Annotated in this window: 19 protein-coding genes and 1 pseudogene; 17 read left to right on the plus strand and 3 right to left on the minus strand. The window is 68.7% G+C overall.

The window, feature by feature from the left end; translation table 11 throughout:
* Positions 1-20: 20 nt before the first annotated feature.
* Positions 21-323, plus strand: a complete 303-nt coding sequence (locus tag ABT130_RS06235; RefSeq protein ID WP_350953329.1) for a hypothetical protein — start codon at positions 21-23, stop codon at positions 321-323.
* A gap of 15 nt (positions 324-338) precedes the next feature.
* Complete coding sequence (locus ABT130_RS06240) at positions 339-707, plus strand: DoxX family protein (protein ID WP_350953331.1); 369 nt, start codon at positions 339-341, stop codon at positions 705-707.
* Between the two features lie 152 nt (positions 708-859).
* Here the strand turns inward: ABT130_RS06240 and ABT130_RS06245 are convergent, their stop codons facing one another.
* A complete protein-coding gene (locus ABT130_RS06245) occupies positions 860-1,135 on the minus strand; it encodes a hypothetical protein (protein ID WP_350953333.1) in 276 nt (91 codons plus the stop codon).
* Positions 1,136-1,842: 707 nt separating this feature from the next.
* On the opposite strand from ABT130_RS06245, the gene ABT130_RS06250 reads away from it, so the two are divergent.
* From ABT130_RS06250 to ABT130_RS06315, 14 genes and pseudogenes are all read left to right on the plus strand, one after another.
* The gene (locus tag ABT130_RS06250; RefSeq protein ID WP_350953335.1) at positions 1,843-3,030 is read left to right on the plus strand and encodes a four-carbon acid sugar kinase family protein; all 1,188 of its coding nucleotides are present in this window, start codon (positions 1,843-1,845) and stop codon (positions 3,028-3,030) included.
* A gap of 30 nt (positions 3,031-3,060) precedes the next feature.
* The gene (locus tag ABT130_RS06255) at positions 3,061-3,660 is read left to right on the plus strand and encodes an isochorismatase family protein (protein ID WP_350953337.1); all 600 of its coding nucleotides are present in this window, start codon (positions 3,061-3,063) and stop codon (positions 3,658-3,660) included.
* A gap of 23 nt (positions 3,661-3,683) precedes the next feature.
* Positions 3,684-4,574, plus strand: coding sequence for a polysaccharide deacetylase family protein (locus ABT130_RS06260; protein ID WP_350953339.1), 891 nt, complete (start codon positions 3,684-3,686; stop codon positions 4,572-4,574).
* 1 nt (position 4,575) lies between these two features.
* Entirely contained in the window at positions 4,576-5,496 is a 921-nt protein-coding gene (locus ABT130_RS06265) for a polysaccharide deacetylase family protein (RefSeq protein WP_350953341.1), read from the plus strand.
* Positions 5,493-6,413, plus strand: coding sequence for a hypothetical protein (locus tag ABT130_RS06270; protein WP_350953343.1), 921 nt, complete (start codon positions 5,493-5,495; stop codon positions 6,411-6,413). The genes ABT130_RS06265 and ABT130_RS06270 overlap by 4 nt, the downstream gene beginning before the upstream one ends.
* Before the next feature lie 2 nt (positions 6,414-6,415).
* On the plus strand, positions 6,416-8,080 hold the full coding sequence (locus ABT130_RS06275) for an ABC transporter substrate-binding protein (protein WP_350953345.1): 1,665 nt from the start codon (positions 6,416-6,418) through the stop codon (positions 8,078-8,080).
* A 53-nt stretch (positions 8,081-8,133) separates the two neighbouring features.
* Positions 8,134-9,141, plus strand: coding sequence for an ABC transporter permease (locus ABT130_RS06280; protein WP_350953347.1), 1,008 nt, complete (start codon positions 8,134-8,136; stop codon positions 9,139-9,141).
* A complete protein-coding gene (locus tag ABT130_RS06285; RefSeq protein ID WP_350953349.1) occupies positions 9,138-10,046 on the plus strand; it encodes an ABC transporter permease in 909 nt (302 codons plus the stop codon). The genes ABT130_RS06280 and ABT130_RS06285 overlap by 4 nt, the downstream gene beginning before the upstream one ends.
* Before the next feature lie 5 nt (positions 10,047-10,051).
* Positions 10,052-11,083, plus strand: coding sequence for an ABC transporter ATP-binding protein (locus ABT130_RS06290; protein ID WP_350953350.1), 1,032 nt, complete (start codon positions 10,052-10,054; stop codon positions 11,081-11,083).
* The gene (locus ABT130_RS06295) at positions 11,080-12,228 is read left to right on the plus strand and encodes an ABC transporter ATP-binding protein (RefSeq protein WP_350953352.1); all 1,149 of its coding nucleotides are present in this window, start codon (positions 11,080-11,082) and stop codon (positions 12,226-12,228) included. The genes ABT130_RS06290 and ABT130_RS06295 overlap by 4 nt, the downstream gene beginning before the upstream one ends.
* Before the next feature lie 61 nt (positions 12,229-12,289).
* Positions 12,290-13,621, plus strand: coding sequence for a PucR family transcriptional regulator (locus ABT130_RS06300; protein WP_350953354.1), 1,332 nt, complete (start codon positions 12,290-12,292; stop codon positions 13,619-13,621).
* Positions 13,569-13,742, plus strand: a pseudogene (locus ABT130_RS06305) (VOC family protein); the annotation flags it as partial. The gene ABT130_RS06300 and the pseudogene ABT130_RS06305, both read left to right, overlap by 53 nt.
* Positions 13,669-13,899: a tyrosine-type recombinase/integrase gene (locus ABT130_RS06310; protein WP_350953358.1), complete on the plus strand. Its 231-nt coding sequence runs from the start codon at positions 13,669-13,671 to the stop codon at positions 13,897-13,899. The pseudogene ABT130_RS06305 and the gene ABT130_RS06310, both read left to right, overlap by 74 nt.
* Before the next feature lie 234 nt (positions 13,900-14,133).
* Positions 14,134-15,351: an IS110 family RNA-guided transposase gene (locus tag ABT130_RS06315; protein WP_350953360.1), complete on the plus strand. Its 1,218-nt coding sequence runs from the start codon at positions 14,134-14,136 to the stop codon at positions 15,349-15,351.
* A gap of 71 nt (positions 15,352-15,422) precedes the next feature.
* Here ABT130_RS06315 and ABT130_RS06320 read toward each other — a convergent pair whose 3' ends face one another.
* Both ABT130_RS06320 and ABT130_RS06325 read right to left on the minus strand, forming a co-directional pair.
* Positions 15,423-15,641, minus strand: coding sequence for a heavy-metal-associated domain-containing protein (locus tag ABT130_RS06320; protein WP_350953362.1), 219 nt, complete (start codon positions 15,639-15,641; stop codon positions 15,423-15,425).
* Entirely contained in the window at positions 15,638-16,081 is a 444-nt protein-coding gene (locus tag ABT130_RS06325) for a nuclear transport factor 2 family protein (RefSeq protein ID WP_350953364.1), read from the minus strand. Before ABT130_RS06325 ends, ABT130_RS06320 begins: the two co-directional genes overlap by 4 nt.
* 89 nt (positions 16,082-16,170) lie before the next feature.
* Here ABT130_RS06325 and ABT130_RS06330 point away from each other — a divergent pair, with 89 nt between their 5' ends.
* On the plus strand, positions 16,171-16,818 hold the full coding sequence (locus ABT130_RS06330; RefSeq protein WP_350953366.1) for a TetR/AcrR family transcriptional regulator: 648 nt from the start codon (positions 16,171-16,173) through the stop codon (positions 16,816-16,818).
* Positions 16,819-16,977: the final 159 nt, after the last annotated feature.

Consider the following 16,977-nt stretch of genomic DNA (forward strand, 5'->3'; position numbering starts at 1 on the left):
ACGATCGGCGGGGAGACACCATGCCTGTTCTGATGATTCGTTACCAGGTGGCCGACGAAGGTGTCGCGGAGGTCGTCGAAGCGATCGAGACGGCTTTCGCGGCGGTGGCGACGGAGCAGCCGGAAGGCGTCCGGTACGCGTACCTGCGCCGTGCCGGTAGCACCGAGTTCGTCGCCCTGCTGGATCTTGACGAGGGCGTCGAGAATCCACTGCCCGGCATCGCTGCGGCGCGACAGCTGCAAGCGACCGTGGCCAGGTGGGCTGTGGGGCCCGCCCCGACACCCCAGCCACTCGACGTCCTTGGCGCCTATCGCTTCGGCTGAACGCAGGCCATACGAATGTTCATCGCCTACGTCGTCGTCACCGTCATCACGATCGTGGCCAACGCCGGGGTCGCCTTCGCCGACCTCGCACGGGCCGAGTTCGTCCTGGCCAACTCAACCGAAGTGGGTATCTCGCAGTCTTGGATCCCGCTGCTGGCCGCCCTGAAAGCCGCCGGAGCCGCCGGGCTCCTACTCGGGCTCCTGGGTGTTCGGCTCATCGGCATCGCCGCCGCTGTCGGGCTTGTTCTGTTCTTCATCGGCGCCATCGCCGCCCACGTTCGCGCCCGCGTGTTCCGCAACATCGCCTTTCCTGGGGGCTTCTTTGTGCTGGCCGCCGTATCTCTCGTCCTCGCCGGGGCCGTCCAGAGAACGGCACCTCTCTGATGCCAACTGCTTGACACAGACCGGGCCCGAATGACATCAGGCCCCAAGAGGCTTCTTGGGTTCTAAAGGTGGTCGCCGCTCTCGCGACGGCCACCGGGGCGGCCCTGTGCGCCATCCACCCGATGCGAGGGCCTGACAACGAGACTGAGAGGTCACCAGCAGCCGGGCACGTTCCCCGCGCAGTTCGTGGGCAGGTTCAAGACGATCTCGCTCTTCTTGAGCGTGACCTTGGCACCGACCCAGTTGTTGATGCCGCCGCCGACCCCGGCGGCGCGGTTCTTTTCGACCGTTGTGTAGTCGAGGGTCAGCTGGGTCGTGTCGGCTCCCGCCTCCTGCTCGTTTATTTGGACATGCAAGGGGCCGCCAGGGTCCGAATCCCGGCGGCCTGTCAAACCCTGCTGAATGATGCGCTTCAGCTGCTCGTTCACGTGCTCGCCGCACAGGCCGGAACCGGGTCACCTGGCATCGGCGATGCCAGGGCCGTAGATGACCGTGCGGAACGCTCCCCACTCACCGAAAAGGAGCCCGCCCGTGCCGGTGTTCCAGAAACAATACTGGACATTGTATGGAGAGATAACAAGTAATGACCGAAATGCCGATCGCCCCGGCGGCTCTCGGAAGGCATTCCGGTGAGCAGGCGGTGATCACGTAAGAACGGCCCCGGACAGGGCTGCTGGGTTTGGTAGCAGCCCCAAAGTCGTTTCGGCGCCTCAGCGGTGGCTCTCTCCAGAGTGTGCCGACCATCTGCGTCCTGCCATCTCAAGCCGACATATGTTCCCACGTCAACCGCATTTCCCATTTTCCCGGCCGCCGGCCTGGCCGAGATCGTGCGTCTTTACGGCCTGCGCACCTGGATCGAACAGGGTTACAAGCAGGTTAAGGACGAACTCGGCTGGGCCGGTTTCCAGGTCCGCTGCGATGCCGCGATCCGCCGCCACTGGGCCCTGGTGATGTGCGCGTTCACCTTCCGCCGGCATGCCTGGCCCGCCGATCCGGTCCTATCACCGCAGGTCCCGCCCGCTCCGGCCGATAGCGCTCCCCGTCAGCGAACGTGCGACATTCGTCGAATGACTGCTCGTCATCGGCGTCAATACTCTCGGGGGAGTTGTCAACGTCGAGAACGGAAACCGAGCCGATGACCCCCTCAGAGCTGCCGCGTCCCCCTCGTGGACCGGCGATTGGCATCCTCGCAGAGGACCTGCAGGGCTCTGTCGCGGTCGCCTGCCGGCTGCGCCAGCGCGGGCTCGACCCGGTGATCGTGCGCGACCCCGCATCTGTCGTCTCCGATGCGGATGCCATCGTCGTCGACCTCGATCTGCACCACGCCGCGGGCGCCGCCGAGGCGCATATCCGTGAGTGGGCGGCCTGGCTCGACGACCACGGCTGCGAGCGGGTCGAGGTGAAGCTCAACGCCGAGCTGCGCGGATCTCCGGATGCGCTGATCGCCGGGATCGACGCGGGGCAGGACGAGAACGGCATCCTTCTCGTCGTCCCGGCCTATCCGACCGCCGGCCGTGTCTGCGTCGACGGCCATCTGCTCGCCCCCATGCCGGCGGGCAACGGGCTTGACGTCGACGTGCGGTCCGCGATCCGCGCCGAGGGCGCCGAGCTGATCGGGCTCACGGTGCTGAACCAGGGTGCCGATGCCGTCACCGCGCGCATCCTCGATGCCTTCGCCCGCGGCATCCGGCGGTTCGTCCTCGACGGCACGGTCGAGGCGCACCTCGGCACCGCGGCGCAGGCCGCGACCCGGCTCCGCGAAGAGGGGCACGCCGTCGCGACCGCGAGCACCGGCGGCTGGCTGAGGTTCTACCCTGACCTCGGCCGCGACGGTTTCGTCGTCGTCGTCACCCCCGGCAACCACGACACCGACCGCGCGCAGCTGCGCCGGCTCGGAGCGGCCTACGGCTCCCGTGCGCTGATCACCACCGCCGCGGAAGCCGCAAGTTGGGGGGCGGATGCCGCGCACGAGGTGCTTGCCTCTCATCGGATCCTCGCGCTACACGAGACCGACCGCGACGACCCCGACCGCTGGGTCGTCGCGGAGCAGCTCGCCGGGGCGGTGCGCAGCCTGCTCGACGCCTCGGCCCGCAGCGAGAACAAGTGCCTCGGCGTGGTCGCCAGCGGTGGCCTGACGACCACGGCGCTAGTCCAGCAGCTCGGCGGCACGAGCCTGAGCGCGGGGCTCGAACTGGAGCCGCTGTGCCCGACCGCTCACATCACCGGGGGCGACTTCGACGGCCTGCGGCTGCTCTGCAAAGCCACCGGGACCGGCTCCGAAGAGACCCTGCTTCGCATGACCCGTCAGATCCTCGGGGCCTGACCCCGCTCATATCCCATAGAAGGACATCGTGTGACCGACATCGATCCGCTGCGCACCGCGCTCATCCTCATCGACCTGCAAGGCTCGAACGCCGACCACCCCGTGCACCCGCACCCCGCAGAGGACGTCGTCGGGCGCTGCATCCGGCTGATCGACGCGACTCGGAACGCGGGCGGCCTTGTCGTGCACGTGCGCACCAGCTTCCTACCGGACGAGGGTGATTCGCTCGGCGGCAAGCTGCTCACCGACGTCGAACGCCCCGCACGCCCGGTACGGCGGCCCGGCTGGGACCACTTCCTCCCCGGCGTCGATCCGCTGCCCACCGAGCCGGTGATCGTGAAACGCAGCTGGAACGCGTTCCACGGCTCCGACCTCGACCTGCAGCTACGCCGGCGCGGGGTCACCACCGTGATCATGGCGGGAATCTCCACCGGATTCGGCGTCGAGGGGACCGCCCGTGCGGCATACGACCACGCCTACAACATCGTATTCGTCCCCGAGGCGATGTCGGCCTACGCCGCCGAGCAGCACCACCACTCGGTGCACGCCGTCTTCCCGCAGCTCGGCCGCGTCCGCAGCCTGGACCAGGTCGTCGAGGCGCTAACCCCTCAGCCCGCGACCGTGCCCTGAAGCAGATACGGAAAGAACCAGTGATGGACGAGTTCCTCAGCTACCGGCCCCTCGACCGGCGGGAGAGCCTGACCCTGCCCGACGGCAAGCGCGTCGCCGTGAACGTGGTGATGAACATCGAGCACTACGAGTACCTTCCGCCGACGAACCCGCACCGAGACTACTTCTACCGCGTTCCGGCGAAGCCGGACATCGTCGGCTACTCGTTCCGCGACTTCGGCAACCGCGTCGGCTTCTGGCGGATGCTGCCGGTGCTCGACGACTCCCCCGTGCAGGTGACCTGCTCGCTCAACTGCGAGGTGCTGCGCCTGTACCCCGACATCGCGGAGGCGATGGTCGACCGGCGGTGGAGCTTCATGAGCCACGGCACCTACAACAGCCGTCTCCTGTTCGGCGAGTCCGAGAGCGCGGAACGCGAGTTCTACGACTACACCATCTCCACCGTGCAGGAGCTCACCGGCTACCGCATGCGAGGGATGCTGGGACCGTCGTTCAGCGCCACCCCGGCCACCTACCGGCTGATGGCCGAGGCGGGGATGACCTACACGACCGACTGGTTCATCGACGACCAGCCGTTTCGGCTCGACGGGCCGAGCGGCGGGGGACTGATCGGCGTGCCCTACTCCCGCGAGGTCAACGACGCGCTGCTCTTCCCCGGGTCGCCGATGTTCGGTCTGGACAGCGACTACTTCGCCGAGATCGTCCAGTCGCAGTACGAGGTGCTCTCCGCCGAGGCCCACGAACGCGACACCGCGTACGTCATGACGATCGCGCTCCACCCCCTCTACATGGGCATCCCGCACCGGATCGGCCACCTGGCGCAGATGTTCGAGCGGCTGAGCTCGCACGACGACATCTGGTGGACCACCCCGGAGCAGATCGCCGCCCACGTCGATGAGATCGGATGGTGCTGACATGCGGCTTGTGAGAGCGTTGCACGAGACCGAAGGCGGATCCCGCCTCGCCCCGAACCGCGGCTGGCCCAGCGGCGCGCGCCTGGCCGTTGTCGTGCTGATGCACCTCGACCACGTGCCCGCACTCCCCGGCTCCGCGCCCGGTCTCCCGCCCTCGAGCGTGGCGACGCGCGGCCCGTACCCGCAGATCATGGACGTGCACACCACGTCGCAGCACGAATACGGGCTGCGGGTTGGAGCGTTCCGGATCCTCGACCTCCTCGACGAGCTGGAGATCGCCCCGACGGTCGCGATCGATGCCTTCTCCGCCCGGAACCGTCCCCGCCTGGTGGAGCGCATCGCCGAGTCCGGTGCGGAGTTCGCGGCGCACGGGCTGGACGGCGCCGGCATCCTGCACGACGGGATGGGTGCCCAAGAGCAGCGCGCCCACCTCTCCGAGTCGATCGACGCCGTGGCCGAGGCCAGTGGCATCCGGCCGATCGGCTGGAGCGGCCTGGACTACGCGCAGTCCACGACGACCCTGGAGGATCTCGCCGACCTCGGCATCCGCTGGACTGCCGACTGGCCCAACGACGAGGCGCCGAACATCCTGGCCACGTCCCGCGGCGACATCGTCGACATCCCAGTGAACATCCACCTCGACGACGTGTTCTCCCACCTCAAGCGCGGCACGCCGATCCGCACGTGGGCCGACAACATCACCGCATCCGCACGGCGGCTGCTCGACGAGGACGCACCCCGCACCCGGACGCTGGTGCTGGGGCTCCACCCCTGGCTCATCGGCCAGCCGTTCCGGTTCGCGCACCTGCGCGAGACGCTGCGCACCCTGCGCGGCATGGACGCCCTGTGGTGGGCGCGCGGCACGGATGTCGTCGCGCATCTGGACGGCGAGGCACGGAACGACGAAGGAGACCGACGATGACCCTCAACCTGCTGGCCCGTGAGCTCGGGGCATCCGTGGTGGACTGCTCGGACGAGTTCTTCGGCGCGGCCGACGCCCTGCTCCTCTCCGCCCCGCCGCAGCGCCCCGGCACCTACGGACTGCGTGGAGCGGATGTCGACGGATGGGAGAGCCGCCGGCACAACCCCGACCACGACTGGGTCGTGATCCGCGCCGCCCATCCGGGCCGGATCGAGCAGGTCGAACTGGAGACCACCGGGTTCCGTTTCAACGCCCCGCGGCGCATCAGCGTCGACATCTCCGACGCCGCCGACGGCCCATGGCACGAGATCCTCGCCGACGCCGAGGTGCAGCCGAACTCCGTGAACGAGTATCCGGTCGCCGACGCCGGCCGCTCGGCCGCCTTCGTCCGGCTGCGCATCATCCCCGACGGCGGAGTCGCCCGCTTCCGCGCGCACGGCATCGTCGACGTCTCCCGCAGCCGCCCGCCGGAGGGCGTGCGCCTCTCGGACATCCGGCTCGGATGCCGCGTGCTCGCGTCGGAAGGCTCCTTCGGGGAGCCGTGGTCGGTGATCTCTCACGCGATGCCGCGGAACACGCACGACGGCTGGGAGACTCCCCGGCGGTCCGACGCCGATCGGCATTTCGTCGAGCTCTCCTGGCCGGAGCCCGTCCGGCTGCGGACGCTCGAGGTCGTCGCCACGCCGTTCCGCGGCAACTGCGCGGCCCGGATCGCCATCGAGGCGCGGGCGGACGACGCGTCCGGCTGGGCGGCACTGGGAACCTTCGAGATCGTCTCCGGGGCGACGACCGCCATCGAGCTCGCCGCCACCGACGCGCAGCAGGTCCGCGTGCGCGCCCTGCCCGACGGCGGCTTCTCCCGCCTCTGGTTCTACGGCGCGCAGCTTCCCCTCACCCACACCCAAGATCAGGAGTAACGATGAAGTTCAAGAAGACCGGGGTCCTCGCGGTCGCCGGCGTGACGCTCCTGACCTCGTGCTCAGGGGGAGGCGGCACGTCCGACAAGGGCACCGGCGGCGGATCGACCTCCAAGGTCCTCGTGTTCGGCGCTGCGGGCGCCCCGTCTCTCTTCGACCCGTTCTACACCTCGGACGGCGAGACCGCCCGGGTGAACAACCAGATGTTCGAAGGACTGCTCAGCCTCAAGCCGGGCACGGCCGACCCCGCACCCGGCCTGGCGGTCTCGTGGGAGCAGAACGGGGACGGAAAGCAGTGGACGTTCCAGCTCCGCGAGGGCGTCAGCTTCCATGACGGCACAGCCTTCGATGCCGCCGCCGTCTGCGCGAACTTCGACCGGTGGTACCGGCAGCCCAAGATCGCGCGCACCTCAGCGGTCAGCCACACCTGGGTGAACGACTTCGGAGGCTTCGAGGGCGACAAGACTCCCTCGCTGTACGCCGGATGCGAGGCACAGAGCGAGTCCACAGTGGTGCTGAGCCTGACCAATCCGAGCTCGAAGTTCCCCACCATCCTCGCGCACGGCACCTACGCCATGTCGAGCCCGACGGCGATGGAGAAGTACAACGCCAACGGAGTCGAGGCCAAGGGCGAGGGCTTCGCCTTCCCGGAGTACGGCCGCCTGCACCCGACCGGAACCGGCCCGTTCACCTTCGTCTCGTACGACGACTCGACCGGCACGGTCAAGCTCGCTCGCAACGACAAATACTGGGGCGACGCACCGAAGATCGCGGGCATCGAGTTCCGCACGATCCCGGATGAGACGGCGCGCCGGCAGGAGCTCGAGGCCGGCACCATCCACGCCTACGACCTGCCGGCCCCTCGCGACTGGAAGAGCCTGCAGGACGGCGGGTTCCAGGTCGTCACCCGGCCGCCGTTCAACGTCATGTACCTCGGCCTGAACGCGACCACCGTGCCCGAGCTCAAAGATCTCCGTGTCCGCCAGGCCATCGCCTGGGCGATCAACAAGCAGCAGATCGTCGACACGCTGCTGCCCGAGGGCTCCGAGACCGTGACGCAGTTCGTCCCCCGTTCCGTCGAAGGCTACGACAGCGGCGTCGAGGGGTACCCGTACAACCCGGACAAGGCGCGCGCCCTGCTCGCCGAGGCCGGCGTGCCGAACCTCAAGATCGAGCTGTGGTACCCGACCGAAGTCACGCGCCCGTACATGCCCGAGCCCAAGCGCTTCTTCGATCTGATCAAGGCCGATCTCGAGGCAGTCGGCATCCAGATCGAACCGGTCGCGAAGTCATGGGCCGGCGGCTACCTCAGCGGTCGTGAGGCGGGCCAGGCACCGGTCTACCTGCTCGGCACCACGGGGCACTACAACAGCGCCCAGAACTTCCTGGGCATCCTGTTCGGCGCCACCGACAACGCGTTCGACACCGGTCTGCTCGGCTTCGGCCAGGAGCTCGTCGACGCCCTCAAGGAGGCGGACCGCGAGCCGGATCAGCAGAAGCGCGTCGACATGTACCTCGAGATCAACCGCAAGATGGCCAATGACTGGCTGCCGTCGATCCCGATCGCCAGTAGCCCCTCCGCGCTGGTGCTCGACGGCAGCGTGCGCGGCATCGTCGCCAGCCCGGTCGGTGGCGAGCGCCTGGCCACGGCTACCCTCGACAAATAGCCCCACCCGGGTGCGGGCCGCGCGCAGGCGCGCCCCGCACCGATTGGATAGACATGTTCCGGTTCATCCTCCAAAGAACGCTCCAGGCGGTCGCGACCTTCGCCGCCCTCACGGCGATCCTGTTCGTCTGGCTGCGCAGTCTCCCGGGCGGACCACTCGATGCGCTGCTCGGCGAGAACGCCACCCCGCAGGACCGCGCCAAGCTCGTCGAGTCACTCGGCTTGGACGAGTCGCTGTGGACGCAGTACCTGCGCTACCTGGGACGGTTCTGGACCGGCGACCTCGGCGTGTCGACGGGCGTCTGGCGCGGCGCGCCCGTCACCGAGGTGATCCTCACGCGGGCGCCCGCCACGATCGAGCTCGCCCTGAGCGCGCTGACCGTCGGCGCCGTGCTCGGCATCGCCGCCGGCTACTGTGCGGCGAAGAGGCGCGGCGTGTTCGACGTCGCCTTCCTCAGCTTCTCCGTGCTCGGCCTCGCCGTGCCGGTCTTCTTCACCGCGTTCATCCTCAAGTACGTCTTCGCCGTCCGCGCGGGATGGCTGCCGCCGTCGGGACGGGCCGACCTGAGCGACTCCATACCGACGCCGACGGGGCTGACGCTCCTGGACTCGCTGCTCGCCGGGAGCGGGGCCGCGTTCGCCAAGAGCCTCACCTACCTCACGCTGCCGACGATCGCCCTGGCGATCATCCCCTTCGCCGTGATCTTCCGGCTGACCCGGGCGTCCGTGACCGAGACGCTCCAGCAGGACTTCATCCGCACGGCGAACTCCAAGGGCCTGCGGAACCCGACGATCGCCGGGCGCCACGTGCTGCGCAACTCGCTGCTGCCGGTGATCACGGTGATCGGGCTGCAGGCCGGCGGCCTGTTCGCCGGCGCCGTGCTCACCGAGACCGTCTTCAACTACCGCGGGCTGGGGCAGTCGATGGCGCTGGCCTTCACCACGCGCGACTACGCGGTGCTGCAGGCCCTCATCATGCTCGCCGCCGTCCTGTACCTGGTCATCAACATCGTCGTCGACATCGCCTATGCGCTGTGCGATCCGAGAGTGAGGACGCCATGACCGCCGCCCCGGCCGTTCCGCGCCACCGTGCCGCGACCGGACGACCGGGTGCGCAGACCCTGAGGCGGCTGCTTCGCCAGCCGGCGTTCCTGATCGGCGGGGCGATCACCTTCGTGTTCGTCCTCGTCGCGGTCACCGCGCCGGTGCTGGCGCCGCACGACCCGGCCGCTCCGTTGCTGCTCGATCAGGTGCGCGCGCAGTCGAACCCCGTTCCGCTTCCGCAGGACGGATTCCCGCTGGGCGGGGATCCCTCCGGTCGCGATCTGCTGTCCCGGCTGATCGCCGGAGCCCAGCAGACCCTCATCGTCGGGGTGATGGCGACGCTCGGCGGTTTCGTCGGCGGCATCGCGCTCGGTCTCGTCGCGGGCGTGTTCGCCGGCAAGGTCGACACGCTCGTGATGCGGGCGGTGGACGTGATGCTGGCGATCCCGTCGCTGCTGATGGCCTTCTCGATCGCGGCCCTGTTCGCCCACCCCAACGAGTGGACCCTGATCCTCACCATCGCGATCGTGCAGGTGCCGATCTTCGCCCGGCTCATGCGCGGATCGATGCTGGTGCAGCGCGGCACCGACCACGTGCTGGCCGCGCGGGCGCTGGGCGTGAAGCCGGGGGCCATCGTCTTCCGGCACATGGTCCCCAACGCGCTCGGGCCGGTGATCGTACAGGCGACCCTGAGCCTGGCCGTGTCCATCCTTGACGCCGCCGCCCTGTCCTTCCTCGGGCTGGGCAACCCCGACGACGGCCGGCCGGAGTGGGGGCAGATGCTGGGCGGCGCGCAGCAGTACTTCAACTCGTTCCCGCATCTCGCGATCTACCCGGCGCTGTGCATCATCGTCGTCGCCCTGGGCTTCACGCTCATGGGCGAGTCGCTGCGCGAGACCCTCGACCCCCGCACCCGGAGGTGATGCAGATGAATGCGCATGCGCACCAGACCCGGCTCGGAGCGGATCCGCTGCTGGTGGTCGAAGACCTGTCGGTCACGTTCTCACGACCTGGCCAGGAGCCCTTCACAGCCGTGGACGGGGTCGGGTTCGAGGTCCGTCCCGGCGAAGTGGTCGGCCTGGTAGGCGAGTCCGGCTGCGGCAAGTCCGTGACCTCGCTCGCCATCATGGGGCTCCTGCCCCGCCGGGGGACCCGCGTCAGCGGCAGGGCGGTCTTCGACGGCGTGGACCTGCTCTCACTGTCCGATCGTGAGCTGCGCGATCGCCGTGGCGCCGACGTGGCGATGATCTTCCAGGACCCGTTGTCCTCGCTGAACCCTGTCGTGCCGCTGGGAGTGCAGGTGGCGGAGGTCATCCAGCGCCATCGCCGGATGAGCCGGTCCCGGGCGACGCGGCAGGCGCAGGAGATGCTGGAGCGGGTCGGCATCCCCGATCCCGCCCGGCGGATGCGCGAGTATCCGCACCAGGTCTCCGGTGGCATGCGCCAGCGCGTGCTGATCGCCATCGCCCTGGCCTGCGAACCGCGGCTGCTGATCGCGGATGAGCCGACCACGGCGCTGGATGTCACGATCCAGGCCCAGATCCTCGCGCTCCTGAAGGAGCTCGTCGTCGGCTCGGGCACCTCGTTGATCATGATCACCCACGATCTCGGCGTGGTCGCCGGCCTGTGCGACACGGTCAACGTGCTCTACGGCGGACGCATCGTCGAGCGGGCGGACCGCTATTCGCTCTTCGACGCGCCCCGGCATCCTTACACCGGAGGGCTGCTGGAATCCGTACCGGCATTGGGTGAGGGGGAAGAGCGGCTACGACCCATCCCGGGTTCCGTCGCCGACAACATCCCGTGGTCGCAGGGGTGCGCCTTCGCGCCGCGCTGTCGCGTCGCCACCGACCTCTGCTTCCAGGAGGGGCCGGCCTGGTCGGCCGACGGCGAGCGGCGATCGCGCTGCCACCACCCGCTGCCCGTTCCGATCATCGTGGCGAAGGAGACGACTCCATGACGACGGTCGCCGTTCCGACCCGACCGGGCGCCGGTGAGCAGCCCCTCCTCGACGTCCGCGACCTCAAGGTCCACTTCCCGATCCGCCGAGGGGTGTTCGTGGAGCGGACCGTCGGCCACGTCCACGCGGTCGACGGCGTCGACCTGCAGATCATTCGTGGGGAGACCTACGGCCTGGTCGGGGAGTCGGGGTGCGGCAAGTCGACGTTCGGGCGCGCCGTGCTCCAGCTGACCCCCGTGACCTCGGGGGAGATCCGCTTCGGCGGAATCGACCTGCGGTCGCTGCGCGGTGAGGCGCTGCGCCGCCAGCGCCGCCACATGCAGATGGTCTTCCAGGATCCGCTGGGGAGCCTGGACCCCCGGCAGAGCGTCGAGCAGATGTTCCGTGAGGGGATGGCCGCGCACGGACTGGCGAAGGGAGATGTCTCCGGGCGCCTCGACGAGCTGCTCGACTCGGTGGGGCTGCCGCGGACGGCGCTGCGCAAGTACCCGCACGAGTTCTCCGGAGGACAGCGTCAGCGCATCGGCATCGCCCGGGCACTCTCGGTGGAGCCGCAGCTGATCGTCGCGGACGAACCCGTCAGCGCCCTGGACGTGTCGGTCCAGGCGCAGGTCATCAACCTACTCGAGGACGTCCAGGCCGCATACGGGCTGACCTACCTGATCATCGCGCACGACCTCGCCGTGATCCGGCACATGAGCGACCGGATCGGGGTGATGTACCTCGGCGGGATGGTGGAGGAGGCGCCCACTGCGGAGCTGTTCGCCGAGCCGCTGCACCCCTACACGCGGGCGCTGCTCTCCGCCGTGCCGCAGCCCGACCCCCGGTACGAGGATTCTCGCGAGCAGATCCTGCTCCGCGGCGATCTGCCCAGCCCGGCGGACCCGCCGCCCGGATGCCGGTTCAGCACCCGTTGTCCGTGGAAGCAGCAGACCCGCTGCGACACCGAGCGCCCGCAGCTGCGGACCGTCGGGGTTCCGGGGACGACCGCCGCCCACCGGGTCGCCTGCCATTGGGCGGAGGGCATCCGCGACGGTGCGATCCGGCCGACGCGGTCGACCCGCGTCGACGCCGCCCTGCCCGTCGGCGCGGCCGCATCATCGAGGTCGGCGTCCGGCACCCCGCCGGCGACCGGCGGGAGCTGACCGCTGTGCCGGCGACGCGGGCCGGGACAGGGCCGAGGGCGCTCGGGCGGAGGGGAGCGGCGTGAACGGCGTCCTCACGCAGCACCTCCACGAGCTCGTGCATTCTCTCGGCGCATCGCTGGACGTGCCGGTCGAGGTCACCGACGTGCAGTTGAACCGGATCGCCCGGTCGATGCCGAACTCCTCCACGGACGAGGACTTCGCCGAGGCGGTGTCGCCTCGGCACCTCGGATTGAGCGCGCGCTCCGTGGCCCTGATCTCCGAACCCATCTACATCGGCGGGAGCGCCGACCTCGGGATGCCCCTGACGCTGGTGATCCCGGTGCGATCGCCCGGTTCGGCGCCGTCGCTGCTGCTCTGGATCACCTGCGCGCGAGGGCCGCTGTCGCCCGAGCGGATCGAGAGCGTGGGACGGATCGCGGAGGCCACCGTCTGCGCGCTGGAGACAGCCGGGCTGCTCGCATCGCCCGAATGGGCGGACGACCACGTCGGCCGTGCCTTCGCTTCAGGGGATCTGGACGGACTGGACTCGCTGCTGGGCCGGGCCATCCGCGACAGAAAGCTGCTGCACGACGGGACCTTCGTCTGCCTTGCGCTCTCGATGCCCGCAGCGCTTGACCCGGACTCGTCGGGATCGGCGGCGCAGCGGCGGCTGACCACCGTGACGAACCGCTTCGCCGAGGACCATCTGCGCGACCGGTGCCTCATCGCGTTCAGCGGTTCCGTCAGCTTCGCGCTGCTGGCACCTCACCCGCGCGACGTCCAGACGACCCTGCCAGGGCTGCTCGCGACGAAGACCGTTGACCTGATCTTCCGGTCCCGGCGGAACGGCATCGACCTCCCATGGCTCGTCGCTGTCAGCACGATCGTGGCCGATCGCGCGAGTGTCGCCGTCTGGCAGGCCAGGCAGGGCCTGGACCTGGCCGAGAGCATGGGCTGGAAGCACCAGGTCGTCCACTGGGAGAGAACCGCGCACATGCGCGGGCTCGCCGCGGTGCCCACGGACGTCCTCGTGCGCCACTTCATCAGCCCGTCCCTGCGATGGCTTCTCGAAGACGAGTCGGCTGAGGACCTCGTCCGGACTCTCAGGGCGTTCCTGACCACGGCGGGGAACGTCAAGCAGGTCGCGGCAGACCTGTATCTTCACCGTGCGACCGTCTACCACCGGATCAGGAAGGTCGAGGCGAGGCTGGGAGTAGACCTGTTCAGCGGTGCAGGGCGTCTGGAGGTCCACGCCGGTCTTCTCGCCGCAGAGGTCGTCGCGAGCCGGACGACGGCGGGGCGAGAGCTGCCCGGCCGCCTCACTCCGCGGCCGAGCCCTTCTTCTCCCGCCTCAGCGCGTGCAGGATCGGCTCTGTGTATCCGTTCGGCTGGGCGGCGCCCTCGGGGATGAGCCGGAGTTGGTCGCGCGCCTGAAGGAGCTCGGCGCGACGTCCGCCGATGTGGGCCAGGGCGACCTCCCATGGAAGGTTCTGGCCGACCCGGAGGGCAACGAGTTCTGCGTCCTCGGCCCGGCCTGACGCGGAGCCTCCCCGCCTGCTCCGCCACGCCCACGCCACCGGACTCATCAATGACGGCGTCCCCATCGAAGTCGTCCGCCGCCGCCTCGGCCACGCCTCCACCGAGACCACCCGTCGCACCACACCGACCCCCTCGCCGCTTGACACTTGAGCTCCTGGGATGTCCCTAAGATCGATTTGTCTGGAGTGAGTCGCTCTGGATGCCCAAGGCGACGGGGTGTGGCTGCTGGGATGTTGCCTCTGTCGTGGCTTCGAAAGAATGGCCACCCCATCGTTTGGGACTCCCCGACCGCTTATTGAGATCTGATGCGAATCGTCGCTGTTTAGGGACCTGTCGGCGGGGGCGTCCACGGGGTTGACCAGCCAAGACGAGAGGGCGAGCCGGATGACGGTCCCTGATGTGGCCTGGGTCGGCATCGACGCCGGCAAGACCAGCCACCACGCCGTGGCAGTGGACGCCGACGGCAGGCGGTTGTGGTCGGTGAAGGTCGGCAACAGTCAGCGGCAGCTCGAAGAGCTTGTGGCGCGGGCGGCCAAGACCGGCGGCGAGGTGCGATGGGCGGTGGACCTGATCAGCACGCAGGCATCGCTGCTGCTGGGGGTGCTGCTGACCGGCGGCCAGAACGTCGTCTACGTGCCCGGTCGGATGGTCAACGGCATGGCCGGAGTATTCCGCGGTGAGGGCAAAACCGACGCGAAGGACGCGGCAATCATCGCCGATACCGCCCGGATGCGCCGAGACCTGACCCGCGTCACCGTGACCGACGAATTGGTGGTGGAGCTGACCCGGCTGACCTCGCACCGCGCTGACCTGATGGCCGACTGGGTACGCGGGGTCAATCGCCTGCGCGCCTTGCTGGGCTCGATTTTCCCCAGCCTGGAGACCGCGTTCGACTACACCACCCGGTCGGCGCTGATCCTGCTCACCGGGTTCTGCACGCCGGCCGAAGTCCAGGCCGCCCAGTATGACGGGCTGGTCGGTTACCTGGCCGAACATGGAGCCTGGCGCAAGAGCATGGACGCCATGGCCACCACCGCCCTGCAGGTTGCTGCTGAGCAGACCGTGGCGTTGCCCGGCGAGGTCACTACCGCACTGCTGGTCAAGCAGATGGCCCGCAAGCTTCTGGACCTGGATCGAGAGATCAAGGACGCCGGCAAGCTCATTACCAGCCGCTTCCGTGCCCACCCTCAAGCCGAGATCATCGAGAGCTTGCCCGGCATGGGCCCGATCCTGGGTGCGGACTTCATCGTCGCCACCGGAGGCGACGTCCAGGCCGCCTTCGGCAACCCCGGGCGGCTGGCATCCTACGCCGGGCTCGTGCCTGTCCCCAAGGACTCCGGCCGCGTCACCGGCAACTGGCGGCGCCCCAAACGCTACAACCGATCCTTGCGCCGAGTCTTCTACATGGCCGCGCTGTCCAGCCTCCGCGTCGACGGCCCATCCAAGATCTTCTACCAGCGCAAACGCGACGAGAACAAGCTTCATACCCAAGCTCTGCTTGCCTTGGCCCGGCGACTTGTCGATGTGCTGTGGGCCCTGCTGCGTGACAACCGGACCTTCTCGCCAGCGCCACCGCAGCAGGTCATCGCGGCTGCTGCTTGACATGGTCATTGAGATTCTTTGGGGCTGGCTGCTCGGACCCGAGTGGAGGGCCCATTAGGCAGATTCAGACCCTACGGGCTGGGTGCGGTGGTGAGTTCATAGCCTGCTTCCTCGACCGCAGCGCGCACCTCCGCGATATCGAGTTCCCTGTCGCCGGTCACCGTGACCGTGCCGCTCTCGACGTCAACCACCACGGCGCCGACACCGGGGATGCGTTCGATCTCCTCGGCGACAAAGCCCGCACAGTGCCCGCAGGCCATACCGCTCACGCTGTAGGTGCTCTCGGTCATGCCGACGCCTCCTGCCGATCGGACATCGTGGGCGCCGGCTGTCCCGGGTCGCCGTCGGTGGGGAGAGTGCGGGTGAGCATGTGCGCCTGCCGCATCCGCCCATCAGGAGCGAACTGCCCGAAAAAGTACACCTCTATGGCGAGGTCTCTTTTGCGGTTGTGCACGCGCAAGGTGTACCGGGCAGCGATCTGGTCCCCGTTCGCCAGTGCTTCGTGCACCTCCATACGGCTCTGGGGCCGGTTCTTGCGCACGGGGCGGGTGTGCGCGATGAGCTTGTCCCGGTCTATCCGGTTTCCGTCGGCGATCTGGACGATGTCCGGCGTGTGATAGCGGTCGACGATCAGCGCCAGGTCCTCGTCGCCGCACAGCAGCTCCTCGGTGAAGGAGGTGAAGAAGTCGGCGATGAACTGCTTGGGGTTGGTGTCATGGAGCGGGCTCACGGTGTTCCCATCGCACCATAGGCCTTAGATACGATCTCTTACAAGCCGTAAGATATACAGCGTCCCAAAACTTTGACAAGATGTAAGAGATGACTCCGCCCCAGGCTCACAACCGCCGCGCCGATGCCCTACGCAGCAGGGCCTCCATCCTGGATGCCGCGCTCCAACTCCTCAATGCCCATCCCGACGCCAGTGTCGAAGCCATCGCCACCGCAGCAGATGTGACCCGCCAGACCGTCTACGCCCACTTTCGCTCGCGGGAGCAGCTGCTGGCGGCCGTCATCGACCGGATCACCGAGGAGGCCGTCGCCGCGATGGACGCCGCCGACCCTGATACGGGCCCGGCGGCCGAGGCGCTGCTGCGACTGCTTGACGCAAGCGCCCGCACAGCGGGACGCTACCCCGTCCTGCTCCAGAAGATCAGCTCGCTGGCCGTGAGCCCGCAGGCCGACCATGAAAGCCACACGCCGCTCGCCGACCGTCTGAAGCGAGTAATCCGGCGCGGGCAACAGGCCGGCGAGTTCGATGACCGGCTTTCGCCCGACTGGCTGGCCACGGTCACCATCAAGCTCGCTCACGCCGCAAGCGAGGAGATCGACACCGGCCGCCTGTCGCCCAAGGAGGCGGTGCAAGCACTCCACACCACCCTGCTCCGCACGCTCGGCGCCACCACACCCACACTTGCGATACCCCCGCCGCCAAAGATCGACAACCACTCCGGCTTACCGCGCCGCTGAGGCCAGATCGTCAACGGCCTTGCTGGTACCCCAGGGCAGGTTTGGGCCGTCTGTCGCAATTCTTGCGAGCACCCCGAGTAGGCGCGGTGCGGGGGTGGACCTGCAACAGAACCGGTTTAGCGCACGATCCGGTTCCAATGTTCCTCAGTGGGTGTTTGA

This window comes from Streptosporangium sp. NPDC001681 (assembly GCF_040298085.1).
In the GTDB taxonomy this organism is placed as follows: domain Bacteria; phylum Actinomycetota; class Actinomycetes; order Streptosporangiales; family Streptosporangiaceae; genus Streptosporangium.